This window comes from Pseudarthrobacter sp. HLT1-7 (assembly GCF_059383435.1).
Genome location: NZ_JBWZCH010000015.1, coordinates 1 through 17,453, shown reverse-complemented (window position 1 = coordinate 17,453; position 17,453 = coordinate 1). Strand labels below are relative to the sequence as shown.

18 protein-coding genes are annotated in these 17,453 nt (G+C 65.5%); 10 read left to right on the top strand and 8 right to left on the bottom strand.

The features are described 5' to 3' along the window. Positions 1-112: 112 nt before the first annotated feature. Together AC50X6_RS13985 and AC50X6_RS13980 are read left to right on the top strand one after the other, a co-directional pair. A complete protein-coding gene (locus tag AC50X6_RS13985; RefSeq protein ID WP_494966806.1) occupies positions 113-562 on the top strand; it encodes a DUF3054 domain-containing protein in 450 nt (149 codons plus the stop codon). Positions 563-677: 115 nt separating this feature from the next. After that, complete coding sequence (locus tag AC50X6_RS13980; protein ID WP_326967686.1) at positions 678-959, top strand: Lrp/AsnC family transcriptional regulator; 282 nt, start codon at positions 678-680, stop codon at positions 957-959. A 51-nt stretch (positions 960-1,010) separates the two neighbouring features. Here AC50X6_RS13980 and trpD read toward each other — a convergent pair whose 3' ends face one another. After that, on the bottom strand, positions 1,011-2,066 hold the full coding sequence (gene trpD, locus AC50X6_RS13975; protein ID WP_494966805.1) for an anthranilate phosphoribosyltransferase: 1,056 nt from the start codon (positions 2,064-2,066) through the stop codon (positions 1,011-1,013). A 148-nt stretch (positions 2,067-2,214) separates the two neighbouring features. Between trpD and ctaE the strand changes: the two genes are divergently transcribed. The 4 genes from ctaE to qcrB all read left to right on the top strand — a co-directional run bounded on the left by ctaE (position 2,215) and on the right by qcrB (position 6,560). Then, positions 2,215-2,853: an aa3-type cytochrome oxidase subunit III gene (gene ctaE / locus AC50X6_RS13970; RefSeq protein WP_494966804.1), complete on the top strand. Its 639-nt coding sequence runs from the start codon at positions 2,215-2,217 to the stop codon at positions 2,851-2,853. A gap of 87 nt (positions 2,854-2,940) precedes the next feature. Further along, a complete protein-coding gene (gene qcrC / locus AC50X6_RS13965) occupies positions 2,941-3,729 on the top strand; it encodes a cytochrome bc1 complex diheme cytochrome c subunit (protein ID WP_326967689.1) in 789 nt (262 codons plus the stop codon). A gap of 103 nt (positions 3,730-3,832) precedes the next feature. Next, positions 3,833-4,903 carry a cytochrome bc1 complex Rieske iron-sulfur subunit gene (gene qcrA / locus AC50X6_RS13960; protein ID WP_326967690.1) on the top strand — a complete coding sequence of 357 codons (1,071 nt, stop codon included), beginning with the start codon at positions 3,833-3,835 and terminating at the stop codon, positions 4,901-4,903. After that, on the top strand, positions 4,881-6,560 hold the full coding sequence (qcrB, locus tag AC50X6_RS13955) for a cytochrome bc1 complex cytochrome b subunit (protein WP_494966803.1): 1,680 nt from the start codon (positions 4,881-4,883) through the stop codon (positions 6,558-6,560). Before qcrA ends, qcrB begins: the two co-directional genes overlap by 23 nt. Positions 6,561-6,708: 148 nt before the next feature. Here qcrB and AC50X6_RS13950 read toward each other — a convergent pair whose 3' ends face one another. The 6 genes from AC50X6_RS13950 to AC50X6_RS13925 form a co-directional block, all read right to left on the bottom strand. Continuing rightward, positions 6,709-7,497 carry a GntR family transcriptional regulator gene (locus AC50X6_RS13950; protein ID WP_494966802.1) on the bottom strand — a complete coding sequence of 263 codons (789 nt, stop codon included), beginning with the start codon at positions 7,495-7,497 and terminating at the stop codon, positions 6,709-6,711. A 194-nt stretch (positions 7,498-7,691) separates the two neighbouring features. Continuing rightward, entirely contained in the window at positions 7,692-8,093 is a 402-nt protein-coding gene (locus tag AC50X6_RS13945) for a cytochrome c oxidase subunit 4 (RefSeq protein ID WP_326967693.1), read from the bottom strand. After that, a complete protein-coding gene (gene ctaD, locus AC50X6_RS13940; protein WP_326967694.1) occupies positions 8,090-9,814 on the bottom strand; it encodes an aa3-type cytochrome oxidase subunit I in 1,725 nt (574 codons plus the stop codon). Before ctaD ends, AC50X6_RS13945 begins: the two co-directional genes overlap by 4 nt. 10 nt (positions 9,815-9,824) lie before the next feature. Continuing rightward, positions 9,825-10,697 carry an aa3-type cytochrome oxidase subunit II gene (gene ctaC, locus AC50X6_RS13935; RefSeq protein WP_494966801.1) on the bottom strand — a complete coding sequence of 291 codons (873 nt, stop codon included), beginning with the start codon at positions 10,695-10,697 and terminating at the stop codon, positions 9,825-9,827. 198 nt (positions 10,698-10,895) lie between these two features. Then, positions 10,896-11,285 carry a HesB/IscA family protein gene (locus AC50X6_RS13930; RefSeq protein WP_326967696.1) on the bottom strand — a complete coding sequence of 130 codons (390 nt, stop codon included), beginning with the start codon at positions 11,283-11,285 and terminating at the stop codon, positions 10,896-10,898. A gap of 174 nt (positions 11,286-11,459) precedes the next feature. Further along, positions 11,460-12,890, bottom strand: coding sequence for a dipeptidase (locus AC50X6_RS13925; protein WP_494966800.1), 1,431 nt, complete (start codon positions 12,888-12,890; stop codon positions 11,460-11,462). A 106-nt stretch (positions 12,891-12,996) separates the two neighbouring features. On the opposite strand from AC50X6_RS13925, the gene AC50X6_RS13920 reads away from it, so the two are divergent. Continuing rightward, complete coding sequence (locus tag AC50X6_RS13920) at positions 12,997-13,596, top strand: DUF3043 domain-containing protein (RefSeq protein WP_494966799.1); 600 nt, start codon at positions 12,997-12,999, stop codon at positions 13,594-13,596. Between the two features lie 122 nt (positions 13,597-13,718). Here the strand turns inward: AC50X6_RS13920 and AC50X6_RS13915 are convergent, their stop codons facing one another. Then, on the bottom strand, positions 13,719-14,792 hold the full coding sequence (locus AC50X6_RS13915; protein ID WP_494966798.1) for a quinone-dependent dihydroorotate dehydrogenase: 1,074 nt from the start codon (positions 14,790-14,792) through the stop codon (positions 13,719-13,721). Between the two features lie 67 nt (positions 14,793-14,859). On the opposite strand from AC50X6_RS13915, the gene AC50X6_RS13910 reads away from it, so the two are divergent. Genes AC50X6_RS13910 through AC50X6_RS13900 form a run of 3 tightly spaced genes read left to right on the top strand, consistent with a single transcriptional unit; the run spans position 14,860 to position 17,303 of the window. Next, on the top strand, positions 14,860-15,063 hold the full coding sequence (locus tag AC50X6_RS13910) for a hypothetical protein (RefSeq protein WP_494966797.1): 204 nt from the start codon (positions 14,860-14,862) through the stop codon (positions 15,061-15,063). Between the two features lie 9 nt (positions 15,064-15,072). Then, positions 15,073-16,170, top strand: a complete 1,098-nt coding sequence (locus tag AC50X6_RS13905) for an alpha/beta hydrolase (RefSeq protein ID WP_494966796.1) — start codon at positions 15,073-15,075, stop codon at positions 16,168-16,170. Continuing rightward, positions 16,167-17,303 carry an alpha/beta hydrolase gene (locus AC50X6_RS13900; RefSeq protein WP_494966795.1) on the top strand — a complete coding sequence of 379 codons (1,137 nt, stop codon included), beginning with the start codon at positions 16,167-16,169 and terminating at the stop codon, positions 17,301-17,303. The genes AC50X6_RS13905 and AC50X6_RS13900 overlap by 4 nt, the downstream gene beginning before the upstream one ends. Positions 17,304-17,453 lie beyond the last annotated feature (150 nt).

Genomic DNA, 17,453 nt, shown 5'->3' with positions numbered 1-17,453 from the left:
GGCGCGGGGCCGACCGCGTTGCCGCCGTCGTTCTGACCGGCTTCACCGCGCAAGACGGCGACGACGACCGCCTGACCCGCCGCAGCCAGCCGGCGCGGCTACGCTTGGAAGTATGCTTTCGTCTTCACCGCCACTCCCCCGCCCGCCCGCAAATGGCTCCGTAGCAGGGTCCGGCCCGGTAGCCGGAGGGCGGGCAGTTGTTCTGGCCGCGATAGCCGACGCAGCGCTGATCCTTACTTTTGCCGCGATCGGCCGGGACGCGCACCAGCGCGGCGAGATCATCGCGGGAGTCCTCACCACCGCCTGGCCGTTCCTCACCGGCGCTGCCGTTTCCTGGCTTGCCCTGCGCGTCTGGCGCGCTCCGCTCTCCCCCTGGCCGGCCGGCGTCGGCGTCTGGCTCGGGACGGTGACCATCGGCATGCTGCTGCGCGCCGCCACCGGGCAGACGGTGGTCCTGCCGTTTGTGATCGTCGCGCTGCTCGCCGTGGGTCTTTTCCTGCTCGGCTACCGTCTGCTCGCCGCCGGTGTTCGGCGGTTCAGGGCCCGCCGACCCAGGGACTGATGCACTAGGCTTGCAAGGAAACGGCCGACCCACCTGCACCTATTAACCGGCGGCAATCAGCCAGGGGGGGGTCAGCTGGACAGCAACGGCGCAACAGATCCGGAAAGGTTCATACGTGGTCACCGCATTTGTCCTGATAAAGACAGACGCCTCCCGCATCCCCGAGACGGCGGAAGAAATCTCCGCGATCCACGGTATCAGCGAGGTCTATTCCGTCACCGGTGAATGGGATCTGATCGCCATTGCCAGGGTCGCCAAGCACGAGGACCTCGCGGACGTTATCGCCGACAAGCTCTCCAAGGTACCCGCCGTTGTGCACACGACCACCCACATTGCTTTCCGCGCCTACTCGCAGCACGACCTCGACGCCGCCTTCGCCCTGGGCTTCGAACAGTAGGCACACCGAGCACTGAGAACAAATTAGTGCCGGATCAACGCTTGCGGCAGTTCAGCTGCGTGACAGCGCAACCCACCGGTCCAGCACGGCCGCCGCCGCACCCGATCCGACGGAGTCCTCGGCGCGCTTCATGGCGGCGGCCATCCGCTCCGCCAGCGGGCCCGTCGCGGCCAGGTCGAAAGCCACCAGACCGGCTGCAGCATTGAGCAGTGCGGCATCGCGGGCAGGGCCATGCCCGCCGGCGAGTACCGACCGCACGACGGCGGCATTGGCCGCGGCATCTCCGCCGCGCAACTCCTCCAGCGTCGCCTGACGGATCCCCAGCTCGCGGGGATCGAACACACTTTCCGTAACCGCACCGCTCCGCATTTCCCAGACGTGGGAAGGGCCGGTGGTGGTCAGCTCATCCAGGCCGTCATTGCCGCGGAACACCAGCCCCCGGCTGCCGCGCCTGGCCAGCACCCCGGCCACCAGCGGGGCCATCCGCTCGTTGGCGACACCCACCGCGGAGGCCTGGACATTCGCCGGGTTGACCATGGGGCCGAGAAAGTTGAAGGCAGTGGGCACCCCCAGCTCCCGGCGGGCGACGGCGGCGTGCCGCATGGAGGGGTGGAACACCTGGGCGAAGCAGAAGGTGATGCCGGCTTCCTCGGCGTTGAGGGCTACCCGCGGAATCGGCAGGTCCAGCCGGACGCCGAGGGCTTCGAGGACGTCGGCGGAGCCGGCCGTGGACGACGACGCACGGTTGCCGTGCTTGACCACTTTCGCACCCGCGCCTGCGCAAATAAGGGCTGCCATCGTGGAGATATTGACGGTGTTCTGCTGGTCTCCGCCGGTGCCCACAATGTCCAGCTTCTCGCCGGCGATGGCTATGGGATTGGCGTTTGTGATCATCGCCTCGACCAGACCGGCCAGCTCATCCACCGTCTCCCCCTTGGAGCGCAGCGCCACCAGAAAACCGGCCACCTGCGCGGGTGTGGCCTCCCCGGACATGATCGAGTTCATCGCCCACTCCGTATTGCCCGCCGTTAGGTCCGTCCCGCCGATGAGTGCGTTGATGAGCCGCGGCCAGTTGCCGGCCGCTTGTGGGGATGCCTGAGAAGTCACCTCCTGATGCTACCGAGGTGCCCCTGACTATGACCAATATGAACGGGCCCGGGAACTTTTCCGCGCGAATTCGCGTCTTTGTAGAAAAAGTCCTCCGAAAACGCGGTTTGCGTTGGGCAGGAGGAACTTTTACGGACATAATGTCTATGTGACATCTGCGACCCAAGCCCCCAGTACCCCGGCGCACCCGACGCTGAACCGCCCGAACATGGTTTCTGTTGGAACCGTCGTCTGGCTCTCCAGCGAGTTGATGTTCTTCGCCGGTCTCTTCGCCATGTACTTCACACTCCGTTCCACGTCGGGACAGATGTGGGCCGAAGAGACGGCAAAGCTCAACTTCCCTTTTGCGCTCGTCAACACGATCATCCTCGTGGCAAGTTCGTTTACCTGCCAGATGGGTGTCTTTGCCGCTGAGCGGCTCCAGCCGCGTCGAAGCGGCGGCGCCCTCAGCTTCACCCGCTGGGGCATGAACGAATGGTTCACCCTGACATTCATCATGGGAGCAATCTTCGTGGCCGGCCAGGCGACCGAGTACGCACTGCTCGTTTCCGAGCACGTCTCGCTCTCCTCCAATGCCTACGGTTCAGCTTTCTACATCACCACCGGCTTCCACGGACTGCACGTTATCGGCGGCCTGGTTGCTTTCCTCCTCATCATCGGCCGCTCCTTCGCCGCTAAGAAGTTCGGCCACTTCGAAGCGACCTCCGCGATCGTCACCTCGTACTACTGGCACTTCGTCGACGTTGTGTGGATCGGCCTCTTCCTGGTCATCTACGTCCTCAAGTAGCCAGGAACTGGTTCTCTTTCTACAAGAGGTAGAATTTACAGAAGCGGCTCCCCGAGCCACCGCAGGATCGAAAAAAGGAACCACCACGTGAAGGCACTCTCGCAGAAGCGACGTCACCCACTGGCAGCAATTGCACTGCTGCTGATGGGCCTCCTGGTCACTGGTGGGCTGTACGCCGTCGCCACCACCGTCAACCAGGCCAAAGCCGCCACTACCAGCTTCACCGCAAATGATGCGGAAGAAGGCGGCAAACTCTTCGCCGCCAACTGCGCCACCTGCCACGGGACAGGTGCCAGCGGGTCGCAGGCGGGACCGTCGCTCGTCGGCGTCGGCGCCGCTGCGGTTGACTTCCAGGTCGGCACCGGCCGTATGCCCATGCAGATGAACGGCCCGCAGGCCCAAAAGAAGCCCGTCCAGTTCAATGACGAGCAAACCCATCAGCTGTCCGCATATGTGGCCTCGCTCGGCCCCGGCCCGTCCATCCCCGAGGAAGGTCTCCTCGACGGAAAGGGCGACGCCGCCGCTGGAGGTGAGCTGTTCCGCGTCAATTGCGCCATGTGCCATAACGCTGCCGCCGCCGGCGGCGCGCTGACCAGGGGCAAATTCGCCCCGGCCCTCGCGGACGTCTCCGGCAAGCACATCTACGAAGCCATGGTTACCGGCCCGCAGAACATGCCGGTCTTTTCCGACGCGAACGTTACCCCCGAAGGCAAGCGCGACATCATCACCTTCCTGAAGCAGATTGAAGCCAGCGGGTCCCCCGGCGGCGCCGATCTCGGTGCTTTGGGACCGGTATCCGAAGGTCTGTTTGTCTGGATCGCAGGTCTCGGCGTGATTGTCGCCTTCACTATCTGGCTCACGTCCCGGGCATCCTGACCGGATCAGCAACACCCGTATGAATTTTTCTGCTGACACGTCAGCAGTTTGAACTGAAAGCTAACTCGGCAACCGCCGGGACAAGAGAGGGATGAGGCGAATTATGGGCAACCATAGTGACGGCAGTCCGAACCACTCGGGCACCGTAGCTACGGCTGGTCAGAATGAGGTGGCGAAGTTCCAGGATCCTGGAATTCCCCCGCACCGTTTGCGCCTGGCTGACACGGACCCGAGGGCCGCAAAGCGAGCAGAGCGGCAGGTAGCCCTACTTTTCGGGGCATCGGTCGTTGGCACCCTGATATTTCTGGTGGCCTACTTTGCAATCGATCTGGGAGATGACTCCACGATCGCCACCATCCGGCTGCAGAACGCCCTTTTGGGCCTCGGCACCGCCTTTGCCATGCTCGGCATCGGTACCGGTATCGTGCACTGGGCGAAGGCCCTGATGCCGGACCATGAAGTCTCGGAAGAGCGCCATCCGATCCGCACCGAGGAAGACCGCCTGGCCGCGGTCCGCATCGTTGACGACATCGTGGAGGAAACCGGCATCAAGCGCCGGCCGCTCATCCGCAACACCCTCTTAGGCGCCGTCGCGCTGGCACCCCTGCCGGCCCTCGCCGTCTTCGGTGACCTAGGACCGCGCCCGGACGACAAACTTGCTCACACCATGTGGGCTCCGGAGGAGGGCAAGTTCAAACGCCTGACCCGCGATCCCGATGGGACCCCCATCAAGGCCTCGGATGTCACCATCGGCTCCGCTTTCCACGTCATTCCGGACGGCCTCAACAAGTTAGTTGAAGGCAAACTGAATGAGAAGGCCAAGGCCGTCGTTCTGCTGATCCGGCTGAACCCCGAGTCCCTCAAGCCTTCCGCAGGCCGCGAGGACTGGAGCTACAACGGGATCGTCGCCTATTCAAAAATCTGCACCCACGTTGGTTGCCCTGTCGCTCTATACGAGCAGCAGACCCACCACCTGCTGTGCCCGTGCCACCAGTCAACCTTCGACCTGACCCAGGAATGCAAGGTTATCTTTGGCCCGGCCAGCCGGCCACTCCCGCAGCTGCCGATCGCAGTTGACTCCGAGGGCTACCTGGTCGCTACCAGCGACTTCAAAGAACCTGTTGGACCTAGCTATTGGGAGCGTGATGAGCATGAGCGCAACATCACCAGCTAATGCCCCCACCTTCGTCGCCAAGACCAAGGGCGGCCGCATTACTGACTATGTTGACGAGCGTGTCGGCGGATCCGGTATCCTCCGCGAATTCGGCCGCAAGGTCTTCCCGGACCACTGGTCCTTTATGTTCGGTGAAGTGGCGTTGTATTCCTTCGTCATCCTGTTGCTCTCCGGCACGTTCCTGACCTTCTTCTTCGATCCGTCCATGGCGGAGACGCACTACACGGGCTCCTACACCCCGCTGAAGAACGTCGAGATGTCAGTGGCCTACAGCTCCTCGCTGGACATCTCCTTCGATGTCCGCGGCGGTCTGTTCATGCGCCAGGTCCACCACTGGTCCGCACTGCTGTTCGTGGCCTCGGTGTCCGTGCACATGCTGCGCGTGTTCTTCACCGGTGCCTTCCGCAAACCCCGCGAAATGAACTGGGTGGTGGGCGGCGTCCTGCTCATCCTCTCGATGGCCGCTGGCTTTACCGGTTACTCCCTCCCCGATGACCTGCTCTCCGGAAACGGACTGCGCATCATTGACGGCGTCATCAAGGCCATCCCTGTGGTCGGCACGTACATTTCATTCTTCCTTTTCGGCGGGGAATTCCCCGGCACGGTCATCATCGGCCGGCTGTACATGCTCCACATCCTGCTCGTTCCGGCGCTCATCCTCCTGATGATCGTGATGCACCTGTTCATGGTGGTGGTGCACAAGCACACCCAGTACCCCGGTCCGGGACGTAACGACGGCAACGTCGTCGGTTACCCCCTCGGCCCGGTTTATGCGGCGAAGGCCGGCGGCTTCTTCTTCATCGTCTTCGGTGTCGTGGCCCTCATGGCGGGCTTCTTCACCATCAACCCGATCTGGAACTACGGCCCTTACGACCCCTCCCCCGTATCCGCAGGCACACAGCCTGACTGGTACATCGGGTTCGTTGATGGGGCCCTGCGCCTGATGCCGGGCGTCATCGGGAGCTTCCCCCTGGAGTACGTGATCTTCGGCCAGGTGCTGACCCTGAATGTTCTCCTCCCGGCCCTCGTGCCGGCAGGGATCATCTTCACCGTCCTGTTCACCTACCCGTGGATCGAACGCTGGATCACCAAGGACAACCGCGAACACCACGTCCTGGACCGTCCGCGCAATGCCCCCACCAGGACCGCCATCGGCATGGCAGGCTTTGTGTGGTACTGCGTCATGTGGGCAGCGGCCGGCTCGGACCTCATCGCCACGCATTTCCACGTGTCGCTGAACGACGTAACCTACTGGCTCCGCGCACTGTTCTTCATCGGCCCGGTCATCGCCTTCGTCGTGACGAAGCGCGTTGCACTGGCCCTACAGCGCAAGGACCGCGAAATTGCGCTCCACGGCCGCGAAACGGGCCGTATCGTACGCCTGCCGCACGGTGAGTTCATCGAGGTCCACGCCCCGTTGGACGAGTACAAGCGCTACAAGCTGGTCGGCTTCGAGTCCCCCTCGCCGCTCCCGGCTGAACCGAACGCTCACGGGATCGTGGACAGGAAAGAGAAGCGCCGCGCGAAGCTCTCCCAGTTGTTCTTCGAAGACCGCGTGGCACCGGCAACGCCCGCCGAGCTTGATGCGGCTCATGGCCACCACGGCGGACACGAGGCGATTGCGGCCGAAGAGTCCCAAAAGACCCTCAGCCGCTAGCTCCACGGCAGAGCAGACTCCACGGCAGAACAGGAAGGCCCGGCCCACCAGGACCGGGCCTTCCGGCGTACCCGCCACAAACCACAACGCGGGGTCACTTAGCGCCCATGCCGCATCGGATCATGGGCGCTAAGTGACCCCGCGTTGCTTACTGGCGGTAGCCCGAGGCGTAATTGCGCGTCGGGCGGACACCGGGCCGCTGCAGCGGCACCCACAGCTTGTACCGGTCGGCCCGGTAGTAGGACACCGAGTAGTCGACCATCGCCCTGGCCACAAAGGCGTGGCGCTGAATTTTCAGCAGCGGGGATCCCACCTCGACGTTGAGCAGCCGCGCGGTGGACGGCGAGGCGGCCGTCGCCTCGATCATATCCTCGCCCCACTCCATCACGAGGCCGTAGCGTTCGCTCAGCACGTTGTAGAGCGAGCTGGGCGGTTCGCCGTCGAGCAGTCCCGGCACTCTGTGCGCCGGGATGAAGTTTTCGTCGACGCTCATCGGCTCGTTGTCTGCCAGCAGAAGGCGCCGGAACCGTACCAGCGGCGTCCCCTCCTCCAGCTGCAGCTCGCGGGCCAGGAAGGCACTGGCGCCAATTTGTTCGAAGCTGAGGACCTTGGCTGCCGGGACCATGCCGCGGCGCTGCATTTCCTCGCTGTACGAGGTCAGCTTGACCTGAAGGTCGAGTTTGGGTTTGCGGACGAAAGTGCCCAGGCCCACCACGCGCTCGATCACCTCCTCGCCCACTAGGGCGTCGATGGCCTGGCGGACCGTCATCCGGGCGAGACCGAACCGCCCGGCCAGATCCCGCTCGGACGGCAGTGCCGAACCCGGCGGGCAGGCGCTCACAATATGGGCCCGGAGGATTTCCCGGAGCTGGACATAGATGGGTGTGCCGCTCTGCCGGTCGATCTCGCCGGTCATCGCTGCCGCGTTAGACCCCATGGCCCCGCCTGGTGCGTACGTTCATGCACTAAGCGTAGAACAACCCGGGGGCCGGTCTAGACCACCGCCGGCCCGGCCCGGGAAAGTGCCGCCCCGATCCCAGAAAACGCACTCCGCACCCAGCGCCGACGACGGCGGGCCCCACCATTGTGGTGGGGCCCGCTGTCGTGTGCGTTAAGAATACCTACGGGACGTCAGTGCGCGTGGTCTCCGCGGCTGTATTCGTAGACCCAGCCGACCAATCCGACGAGTGCAAGACCGGCCGCAATGTAGACAATCCAGAATCCAACGGCCATGCCGAGGAATCCGCCGGCGCAGGCCAGTCCGAGGACCAGCGGCCACCAGCTCCAGGGGCTGAAGTGACCCTGTTCACCGGCGCCTTCGTGGATCTCGGCGTCGCTGCGGTCCTCGGGCCGCATGCCGACACGCTTGCCAGTGAAGGCGAGGTAGGCGCCGACCATTCCAGAGAGGCCGCCGAGCAACAGTATGCCAAGGGATCCAACCCATTCGGTCCAGTCGGTCAGGAATCCGTAAATAACCGCAACGGGGACGAAGAAGAAAGCTCCGTAGCCAAAAATCCTGGATTCAATCTTCACTGGGCGGTGTCCTTCTGATCGGCGTTACCGAGCGCTGCCGCTGCCGGGCCGGGCGATTCTACGGTGTACGACTGGGACAGCTCGGGGTGGTGGAGGTCCAGTGCAGGACGCTCCGAGCGGATCCGCGGCAGCGAGGTGAAGTTGTGGCGCGGGGGCGGGCAGGAGGTGGCCCATTCGAGGGAGGCGCCGAAGCCCCAGGGGTCATCCACCGTGACCCGTTCGTTGCTGCGCCAGGTGATGTAGACGTTCCAGAAGAACGGGATCAGCGAGGCACCGAGCAGGAAGGAGGCGTAGGTGGAGAACTGGTTCATCCAGGTGAAGTTGTCCTGCGGCATGTAGTCCGCGTAGCGGCGGGGCATGCCCTCGACGCCGAGCCAGTGCTGGATAAGGAAGGTGCCATGGAAGCCCAGGAACAGCATCCAGAAGTGGATTTTGCCGAGGCGTTCGTTGAGCATCTTGCCGGTGAACTTGGGCCACCAGAAGTAGAAGCCGGCGAACATCGCGAACACCACGGTGCCGAACACCACGTAGTGGAAGTGGGCGACGACGAAGTAGGAATCCGAAACGTGGAAGTCCAGCGGCGGGGATGCCAGGATGATGCCAGTCAGGCCACCGAAGAGGAACGTCGCCAGGAAGCCGATGCTCCAGAGCATGGGGGTTTCGAAGGTGATTGATCCCCGCCACATGGTGCCGATCCAGTTGAAGAACTTCACCCCGGTGGGAACGGCGATCAGCATCGTCATAAAGGAGAAGAACGGCAGCAGGACCGAGCCGGTGACGTACATGTGGTGAGCCCACACGGTCACGGAGAGGGCCGCGATGGAAATCGTTGCGTAGACCAGGCCCTTGTAGCCGAAGATCGGCTTGCGGCTGAAGACCGGGAAAATCTCCGAAACAATGCCGAAGAACGGTAGCGCGATGATGTAGACCTCGGGGTGTCCGAAGAACCAGAAGAGGTGCTGCCAGAGGACGGCGCCGCCGTTCTCCGGGTCGAAGATGTGGGCACCGAAGCGTCGGTCAGCGCCGAGGGCGAAGAGGGCCGCGGCCAGCGGCGGGAAAGCCATCAGGACCAGGATGGACGTGACGAGGATGTTCCAGGTGAAGATCGGCATCCGCCACATGGTCATGCCCGGGGCACGCATGCAGATGACGGTGGTGATGAAGTTGACTGCACCGAGGATGGTGCCGAAGCCGGTGAGCGCCAGGCCGAAGACCCAGAGGTCACCACCCACGCCCGGGCTGAACGTCGTGTTGGACAGCGGCGCGTAGGCGAACCAGCCAAACGACGCTGCACCCTGCGGGGTGACGAAGCCGGACACGGCGATCGTGGAGCCGAAGAGGAAGAACCAGAAGGCCAGAGCGTTCAGCCGCGGAAAGGCAACGTCCGGGGCACCGATCTGGAGCGGCATGATGACGTTGGCGAAGCCGGCAAAGAGCGGGGTGGCGAACATCAGCAGCATAACGGTGCCGTGCATGGTGAAGAGCTGGTTGTACTGCTCTTTGGTCTGCAGTATCTGCATGCCCGGCTCGAACAGCTCGGCGCGGATCAGCAGTGCCATCACTCCGCCGAAGCAGAAGAACACAAAAGACGCAATCAGGTACATGTACCCGATGGTCTTGTGGTCGGTTGAGGTGATCCAGTTGACGACGATGCGTCCCTTGGATTTGGGTACTACGGGAGCCTCAAGGGTCCCGGAGGGCTGAGAATAGGTGGTTGCCACGTCGCTCCCCTTACTTGGTTTCGGTCGGGGCCGGGTTGCGGTCGTACTCTTCGCCGAGCGCGCCGGTGTTGCCGTCCTGGCGCAGCTTCTCCAGATGTGCCTGGAACTCGGCGTCGGAGACGATTTTTACGCGGAACAGCATTTCGGAGTGGTACTCGCCACAGAGTTCGGCGCACTTGCCGTCGTAGGTTCCCTCTTTGGTGGGGGTGAACCTCATGTAGTTGGTCTTCCCGGGGATCATGTCGCGCTTCTGCAGGAAGGCGGGGACCCAGAAGGAGTGGATGACATCTCGGGCGTTCAGCTCAAGGTCAACAGACTTGTTCACCGGAAGGAACAGGGTGGGCAGCTTTTCCTTGTCCACAGCCTCCCCGGTGAGATTTGTCTGGACGCCTGCCGAGTAGACATCCTCGCGGATGACGTCGCCCTTTTTGTAGTTGAAGTCCCAGGCCCACTGCTTGCCTCGGACGTCCACGACGACGTCGGCGGGCTGGGCGCGGTTGTCGATCGCCTGCTGGTCGCGGTCGGTGAAGTAGAAGAACACCAGGACCATAAACAGCGGGATCGTGAGGTAGAAGACCTCGAGGGGCAGGTTGAAGCTGTTCTGCCGGGGGAACCCGACGGTGCCCTTACGCCGCCGGTAAGCGACGATGCACCAGATCATCAGACCCCAGGTAATGATCCCGACCACCAGCGCGGCAATCCATGAGTTGACCCAGAGGTCCATGATGCGGTCAGTGTTGCTGGTGGTGCCACGTTCAGTGGGCAGCCACCCTTTCTGTACCTCTGGTGAACATCCAGTCAAAGCCAACGCGCCGGCGAGTGCCAAGCCAGTGATCGTAGTGATCTGTTTGCGTCGGCTGCCGGTTCGGTTCTGCGAACTCACAGACGGACCTTCCTACTTGTTGCTGTCGCCCGGGCCGCGAAGTGGCGGTCAGGACACACGAAAAGTTTTACTACTCGATGTAGAGCTTACCGCTCCCCGCGAGTTTTCGCCCACAAGTCCGCGCCGTGCGTCGGGACCTTTTTATGGCGCCCGCTCGTTGTGGTTCCTGTGGCCGTAGGGCCGGGCGATTTCCCGGCCCTAGTGGAAGGAATCGCCGCAGGCGCAGGAGCCGCCGGCGTTCGGGTTGTCGATAGTGAAGCCCTGCTTGGAGATGGTGTCCTCGAAATCGATGCTGGCCCCGCTGAGGTAGGGGACGCTCATCTTGTCGACTACAACCTCGACGCCGTCGTAGTCCCGGACGGCGTCGCCGTCGAGGACCCTCTCGTCGAAGTAGAGCTGGTAGATCAGGCCGGAGCAGCCGCCGGGCTGCACGGCGACGCGGAGGCGCAGATCGGTGCGGCCCTCCTGCTCGAGCAGGCTACGGACCTTGCCGGCAGCGACGTCGGTCAGCTTGACCTCGTGGGCGGCTAGTTCCCCGCCCGCTGCGGCGGTGGTGTCGGCGCTGTTTTCATTGGTTGTAGTGCTCATGGCCTACCTTCTGACGACGGTGGTGGCTGCACCGCTCACACGGTGCGCGCCTCTACTTAAACGGTTTTGGCTATAGCTACATGCTACGTCGATCAGGGGTGCAGCTCTAACTTCTGGCGTAACCCTTCCGGCAGGCTGGATGTTCCCGGGAACCCGGCCGGGCGGAGAATCAGCCTAGGCCAGCCCGTCCTCGTTCAGCCGGGCCAGCAGAAGCGCTTCGGCAACGATTGCGTTCCGGAAGTCCCCCAGGTGCAGGGACTCGTTCGCGCTGTGTGCGCGGGAATCCGGATCCTCCACACCGGTCACCAGGATCTGCACGTCCGGGTAGAGCTCGGTCAGGTCCGCAATGAAGGGGATCGAGCCGCCTATTCCCATCTCAACGGCCGGAACGCCCCAGGCCTCCCCGAGGGCCCACATTGCGGCGCCGGCGGCCTTCGATGACGTGTCCGTGCGGAAGGCGTTGCCGCTCTCCCCCGGGGTGAAGACCACCCGGGCACCGAAGGGGGCGTTGGCTTCGACATGTCTGCGCACGGCCTCCATGGCCTCGGCCGGATCCTGGCCGGGGGCGAGCCGCAGGCTGAATTTGGCGCGCGCCCGCGGGAGCAGGGTGTTGGAGGCGACGTCCACGGCCGGCGCATCGAAACCGATGATGGACAGCGCCGGCTTGGTCCACATCCGCGAGGCGATGGAGCCGGTGCCGGCCAGCCGGACGCCGTCAAGCACCGAGGCGTCGGCACGGTACTCCTCTTCGGTGAGGTCCACCTCGACGTCGTCGCCGCTGACCAGGCCGGCGATCGCGACGCTGCCGTCGTCGTCGTGCAAGGTGGCGATCAGGCGGGACAGCAGCGTCGGGGCGTCCAATACCGGCCCGCCGAACATACCGGAGTGGACGGCGTGGTCCAGGACCCTGACCTCGATGGTGCCGTCCACGAGGCCGCGCAGGCTGGTGGTGAGGGCCGGGATGCCCACCTTCCAGTTGGACGAGTCGGCGACGACGATCACATCTGCGCGCAGCAGCTCCCGATTGGCTTCCAGGAAGGAGCGGAAGGTCGGGGACCCGGCTTCCTCCTCGCCTTCGAAGAAGAAGGTCACGCCAAGGCCGAGGTCGTCGCCCAGCACCCGCGTCACGGCGGCGTAGGCGGCGATGTGGGCCAGAATGCCGGCCTTGTCATCTGCCGCGCCGCGGCCGTAGAGCCGGCCGTCGCGTTCGACGGCGGTGAACGGCTCTGTTTCCCACAGCGCCAGATCGCCGGTTGGCTGCACATCGTGGTGGGCGTAGAGCAGGACGGTCGGCTTGCCTTTAGCGGCAGGACGTCGGGCTACGACCGCAGGGCCGCCGGGCGTGCCGTCCTCCTTTTCGCACCGCAGGATCCGGACGTCATCGAAGCCGCCGGCGCGGACCAGCGCGGCGACGGCGTCGGCGCTGGCGTTCAACGGGGCCGGGTCGAAGCTGGGCCAGGCGATGCCCGGGATGGCGACGAGCTCCTTCAGCTGGGTGATCGTGGTGTCGAACGATTCGCTGACGGCGCGGCGGAGGGCTTCGGCGTCGAAGTTTCCGGCGTAACCGGTGGAGGTCTGCGGGTTCCCCGCGGGTGATGAAGTCATGGCCACGACACTACCCGGGCGAAGGATCAGCACAAACAGCCCGCCAGCGGATCCGGCGGCCTGCGGGCCGGGTCCCGCGCCCGCCGCCGCGGGGTATTCTGTAAGGGTGTTTGGACGAAATAAAGCAGCGCCCTCGGCGCAGGATGTAGTTGACCAGCAGACGGCCGAGGCTTCGGCCCGCACCGCCGCCATTGGCAAGGGCGCGCCCACGCCCAAGCGCAGCGCCCAGGTGGCCGCCCGCAGGCGGCCCCTCGTGCCGGAGGACCGCAAGGCATCCAAGGCTGCCGAGCGCGCCGCCGTCCAGGACCAGCGGGTCAAGATGCGTAAGGCCATGGACACCGGGGACGAGAAGTTCCTGCCGCTGCGGGACAAGGGCCCGCAGAAGCGCTTCGCCCGCGACTACGTGGATGCCCGCTTCAGCCTCGGCGAATACCTCATGTTCGGTGCGCTGATCTTCGTCGTGGTCTCCCTGCTCGTGCCGGCCTCCAGCAACCAGATGATCTATGTGCTGGGCGGATTCTGGGTGATGTTCCTGGCCGTGTTCGTCGACGTCTTTATCCTGTCCCGCAAACTCAAGAAGCGGCTGGCCGGGAAGTTCGGCGAAATCGAGCGGGGTACCGTCTGGTACGGCTCCATGCGCTCCCTGCAGTTCCGCCGCCTGCGCCTCCCCAAGCCCCAGGTCAAGCGCGGCGAGTACCCCGCCTGACGCCTCGCGCTACGCAGATCGCCCCGCGACGCGCATAATGCCTGGCGACGCGGGAATTCCCGTGTCGTCAGGCATTTCGCGCGTCGCAGGGAAAGCTGCGCGTCGAGGGAAGGTGGACGCGCCTAGCGCCGTGACGGGTGCTTTGCGAGTTGGCGGTTAATGCGGGCGGCCCAGAAGGGTCCCTCGTAAAGGAAAGCCGTGTAGCCCTGAACCAGGGTGGCGCCGGCCTCAAGCCGTTGCTGGACGTCCTGCGCCGTCTCGACGCCGCCCACGGAGACCAGGGTCAGTGCGCCGTCGGTTGCTGCCCTGAGACGGGCCAGCACCTCGAGTGATCGCTTCTTCAGCGGCGCCCCGGAGAGTCCGCCGGCCCCGCACGCCCCGACCTTCCCGGGGCTGGAGACGAGCCCCGTGCGGGCGGTCGTCGTGTTGGTGGCGATGATGCCATCCAGGTTCAGGTCCAGCGCCAGGCGAGCGACGTCGTCGAGGTCCTCGTCGCTGAGATCCGGCGCGATTTTGACGAGCAGCGGCACGTGCCGGCCGGCGGCTTTGTCCGCCTCCTCCCCTACCGCCGCAAGCAGCGGGCGCAGCGCCTGAACATCCTGCAGCAGCCGGAGCCCGGGCGTGTTGGGGGAGCTGACATTAACGACGAGGTAGTCGGCGGCGGGGGCCAGGCTCCGGGCGCTGATGAGGTAGTCCGCCGCTGCGTCGTCGAGCTCCACGACCTTGCTTTTGCCGATGTTGACCCCGATGACCGGGCGGACGCCGGGATAGTGCCGCTGCAGGGCGGCCCGGGCTGATTTCAGCCGGGGCGCCACTGCGGCGGCGCCGTCGTTGTTGAAGCCCATCCGGTTAATGACGGCCCGGTCTTCCATGAGGCGGAAGAGCCTGGGGCCCGGGTTGCCGGGTTGTGCCTGGCCGGTGATGGTGCCGACTTCCACGTGCCCGAAGCCGAGGTCGGTGAGGGCCTCGATGCCGAGGCCCTCCTTGTCAAACCCTGCGGCCAGCCCGAACGGCGAGGGGAAGGTCAGGCCGAAGGCCTGGGTCTGCAGCGAAACTGCCGGGGCCGCAAATTTTTGCAGCATGCGCCCGGCGCCGCAGCCATGGACGAGGCGAATGGCCCTGAACCCGATTTTGTGGGCGCGTTCGGCGTCCATCCATGAGAAGGCCAGCCGGAAGAAAGTCGGATATACGCGCATGGTCCCAGTTTTGCGGTTCCGGCGGTCCAGACCAAACCCGCGCCCCGCCGGGCGCTAGCATGAAGCCATGACCAGCGACGCTTCATCCCCGGACGCGGCCCCCCGGGGGCCCGGTAACACCCTGATCGAGGCCGGTGCCACTGCTGCCGGCGCAGGACTAGCCGATCCGGTGTCCGCGGCCCGGGCCCATGCTGCCGGCCCGCGCGCCGCGGTACTGGACCAGATGCCCGGACTCTTTGCTGCCGGCCGTGCCGCGGCGGCGGCGATCTAGGTTTCGGCGATGAAATGGGAACCCGACATCCTCGGGAACGACTTCGAGGCGTGCGCCTTCCGGGCGGCGGGCCCCGACGGCCTTGAGCGGACCGCCACCCTGGTGCGTCGTCTCCCGGACACCGGCAGTAGCACCGCCAGTAGCACCGGGCCCGGGCCGGTGCAGCCCGGCAACGGGACAGGCACCGGGCCGGACGGGCCCGGACCGGTGCAGCCCGGCAACGGGACAGGCACCGGGCCGGGCAGGCCCGGGCCGGTGCGGTCCGTGTTGTTCCTGCACGGCTGGAGCGACTACTTCTTTAACGTGGAACTCGCGGAGTTCTGGGCCGGGCAGGGCTTCGAGTTCTTCGCCCTGGACATGCACGATCACGGGCGGAGCCTGCGGCCGGGAACCCACGGCGGCTATGTGGCGGATCTGGCCGACTACGACGCCGAGATCACCGCCGCGATCGGCATCATCCGTTCGCTCCACCCGGCCGCCGTCCCTACGTCGGTGACGCTTATGGGGCATTCCACCGGCGGATTGATTGCCGCGCTGTGGGCCAGCCGGCATCCCGGCATGGTGTCGCAGCTGGTCCTCGACAGCCCTTGGCTCGAAATGCACGGCAGCCCGGCCGTCCGCCGCGCGGCCCGGACCATGGTGGAACCCCTCGCCCGCTTCCGGCCTGAATCCGTCATCCGCCTCCCGGAACGCGGGTTCTACTGGCGCAGCATCAGCAGCGCGGCCGAGGGCGAGTGGACCCTCGACGACAGCTACCGTCCGCCGCGCGCCTTTCCCGTCCGGGCCGGCTGGCTCAGTGCCGTGCTCACCGGCCAGGCCAGGGTGGCCCGCGGGCTGAATATCGACGTCCCGATCCTCGTCCTGATCTCCGGGGCAAGCGCCAACGGAATGTTCTGGAAGGACTCCATGCGGCGCACCGACGCGGTCCTGGATGTGAACACGATTGCGCTGCGGGCCCTGGGCCTGGGCCGCACGGTGACCCTGGAACGGATCGACGGCGCCCTGCACGACGTGTTCCTGTCCGCACCGCGAGTCCGCGCGGATGCCTACGCCCGGCTGGCCCGGTGGCTTCGGGCCTATGTACCGTCCGACGGCGGGACCCCATGACCGTTCCGTCGACCGCTCCCCGGTGGCAAGAAGACGTGCTGGGCAGCCGGTTCGAGTCCTTGGAGCTACCCCTGATTCCCGACGACGAGGGGCCCGTGGTCGCCACTCTGGTGCGGCATGCCGCCTCGGGCGGAGCCGGGGACGCGGGAGCGGAACGGACGCCGGTCACGGCGGCAGCGAGTCCCGGGGACAGGATCCTCTCGGCCCTGCACCGCTTCTTCGGCCCGGAGGGCCGGCGCCCGCCGGCACCGGGCAACGGCCGGCGGGCATCTGAGCTCGGGGCGCCGGAAAAGGTGGTCCTGTACCTGCACGGCTGGGCTGACTATTTCCTGCAGGCCGAACTCGCCGACCATCTGGTTGCCTGCGGCTTCCACTTCTATGCCCTGGACCTGCGAAAGTTCGGGCGCAGCCTCCGCGGCTGGCAGACCCCCGGCTACATGACCGATCTGGCCGTCTACGACGAGGAAATCGCCGCCGCGCTGGCCGCCATCGGTGCTGACATAGCCCTCCGCACCGGCCGCTCCCGCCCGCCGACGGTGCATCTGCTGGCGCATTCCCTCGGCGGCCTGGTGGCGGCACTGTGGGCTGACCGCCACCCCGGCCGGCTGGGCACCCTGATCCTGAACGCCCCCTGGTTGGAACTACAGGGCAGCAGCCTGATCCGGAACATCGCCATGCATCTGGTGGAACCGCTGGCGCGGGCCGACCCCCGGCGGCCGTTCCTGCTGCCCAGCATGCCGGGCTACTGGGAGTGCGTCAGCGACACGGCGCACGGTGAATGGGCCGTGAATCCGGGGTGGCGGCCAAAGACGTCTTTCCCCATCAGGCCAGGCTGGACGAAGGCGGTGATGGCTGGCCACGCGGCCGTGGAGCGGCGGCTCGACATCACGTCACCGGTGCTGGTGATGTTGTCCGGGCGCACCCGGATCCAGGCCGAATGGTCCGAAGGACTCACCGGGGTTGACGCCGTAATCGACGTTGAGGAGACGGCGCGCCGGGCGCTTGGACTGGGCCGCCGCGCGGCCGTCTTCCGTTACCCGCAGGCCCTCCACGATGTCTTCCTGTCCCGCCGTGCGGTGCGCCAGGAGGCCTACGACGATCTTGTGCTCTGGCTGCGCCTGTACCCCGGCTGACTCCGTGGAGCTGACATTCCCCAGGGGGGTGTCCCTATGTTTTTTGTCAAGCGGTTTGGGGAGCTTTTTCCTCGTAGAGTGTGTCGTTGCGTAGCATGGCGTGGATGACGTCGCAGCGGCGGCGTGCCAGGCAGATGACGGCGGCGTTGT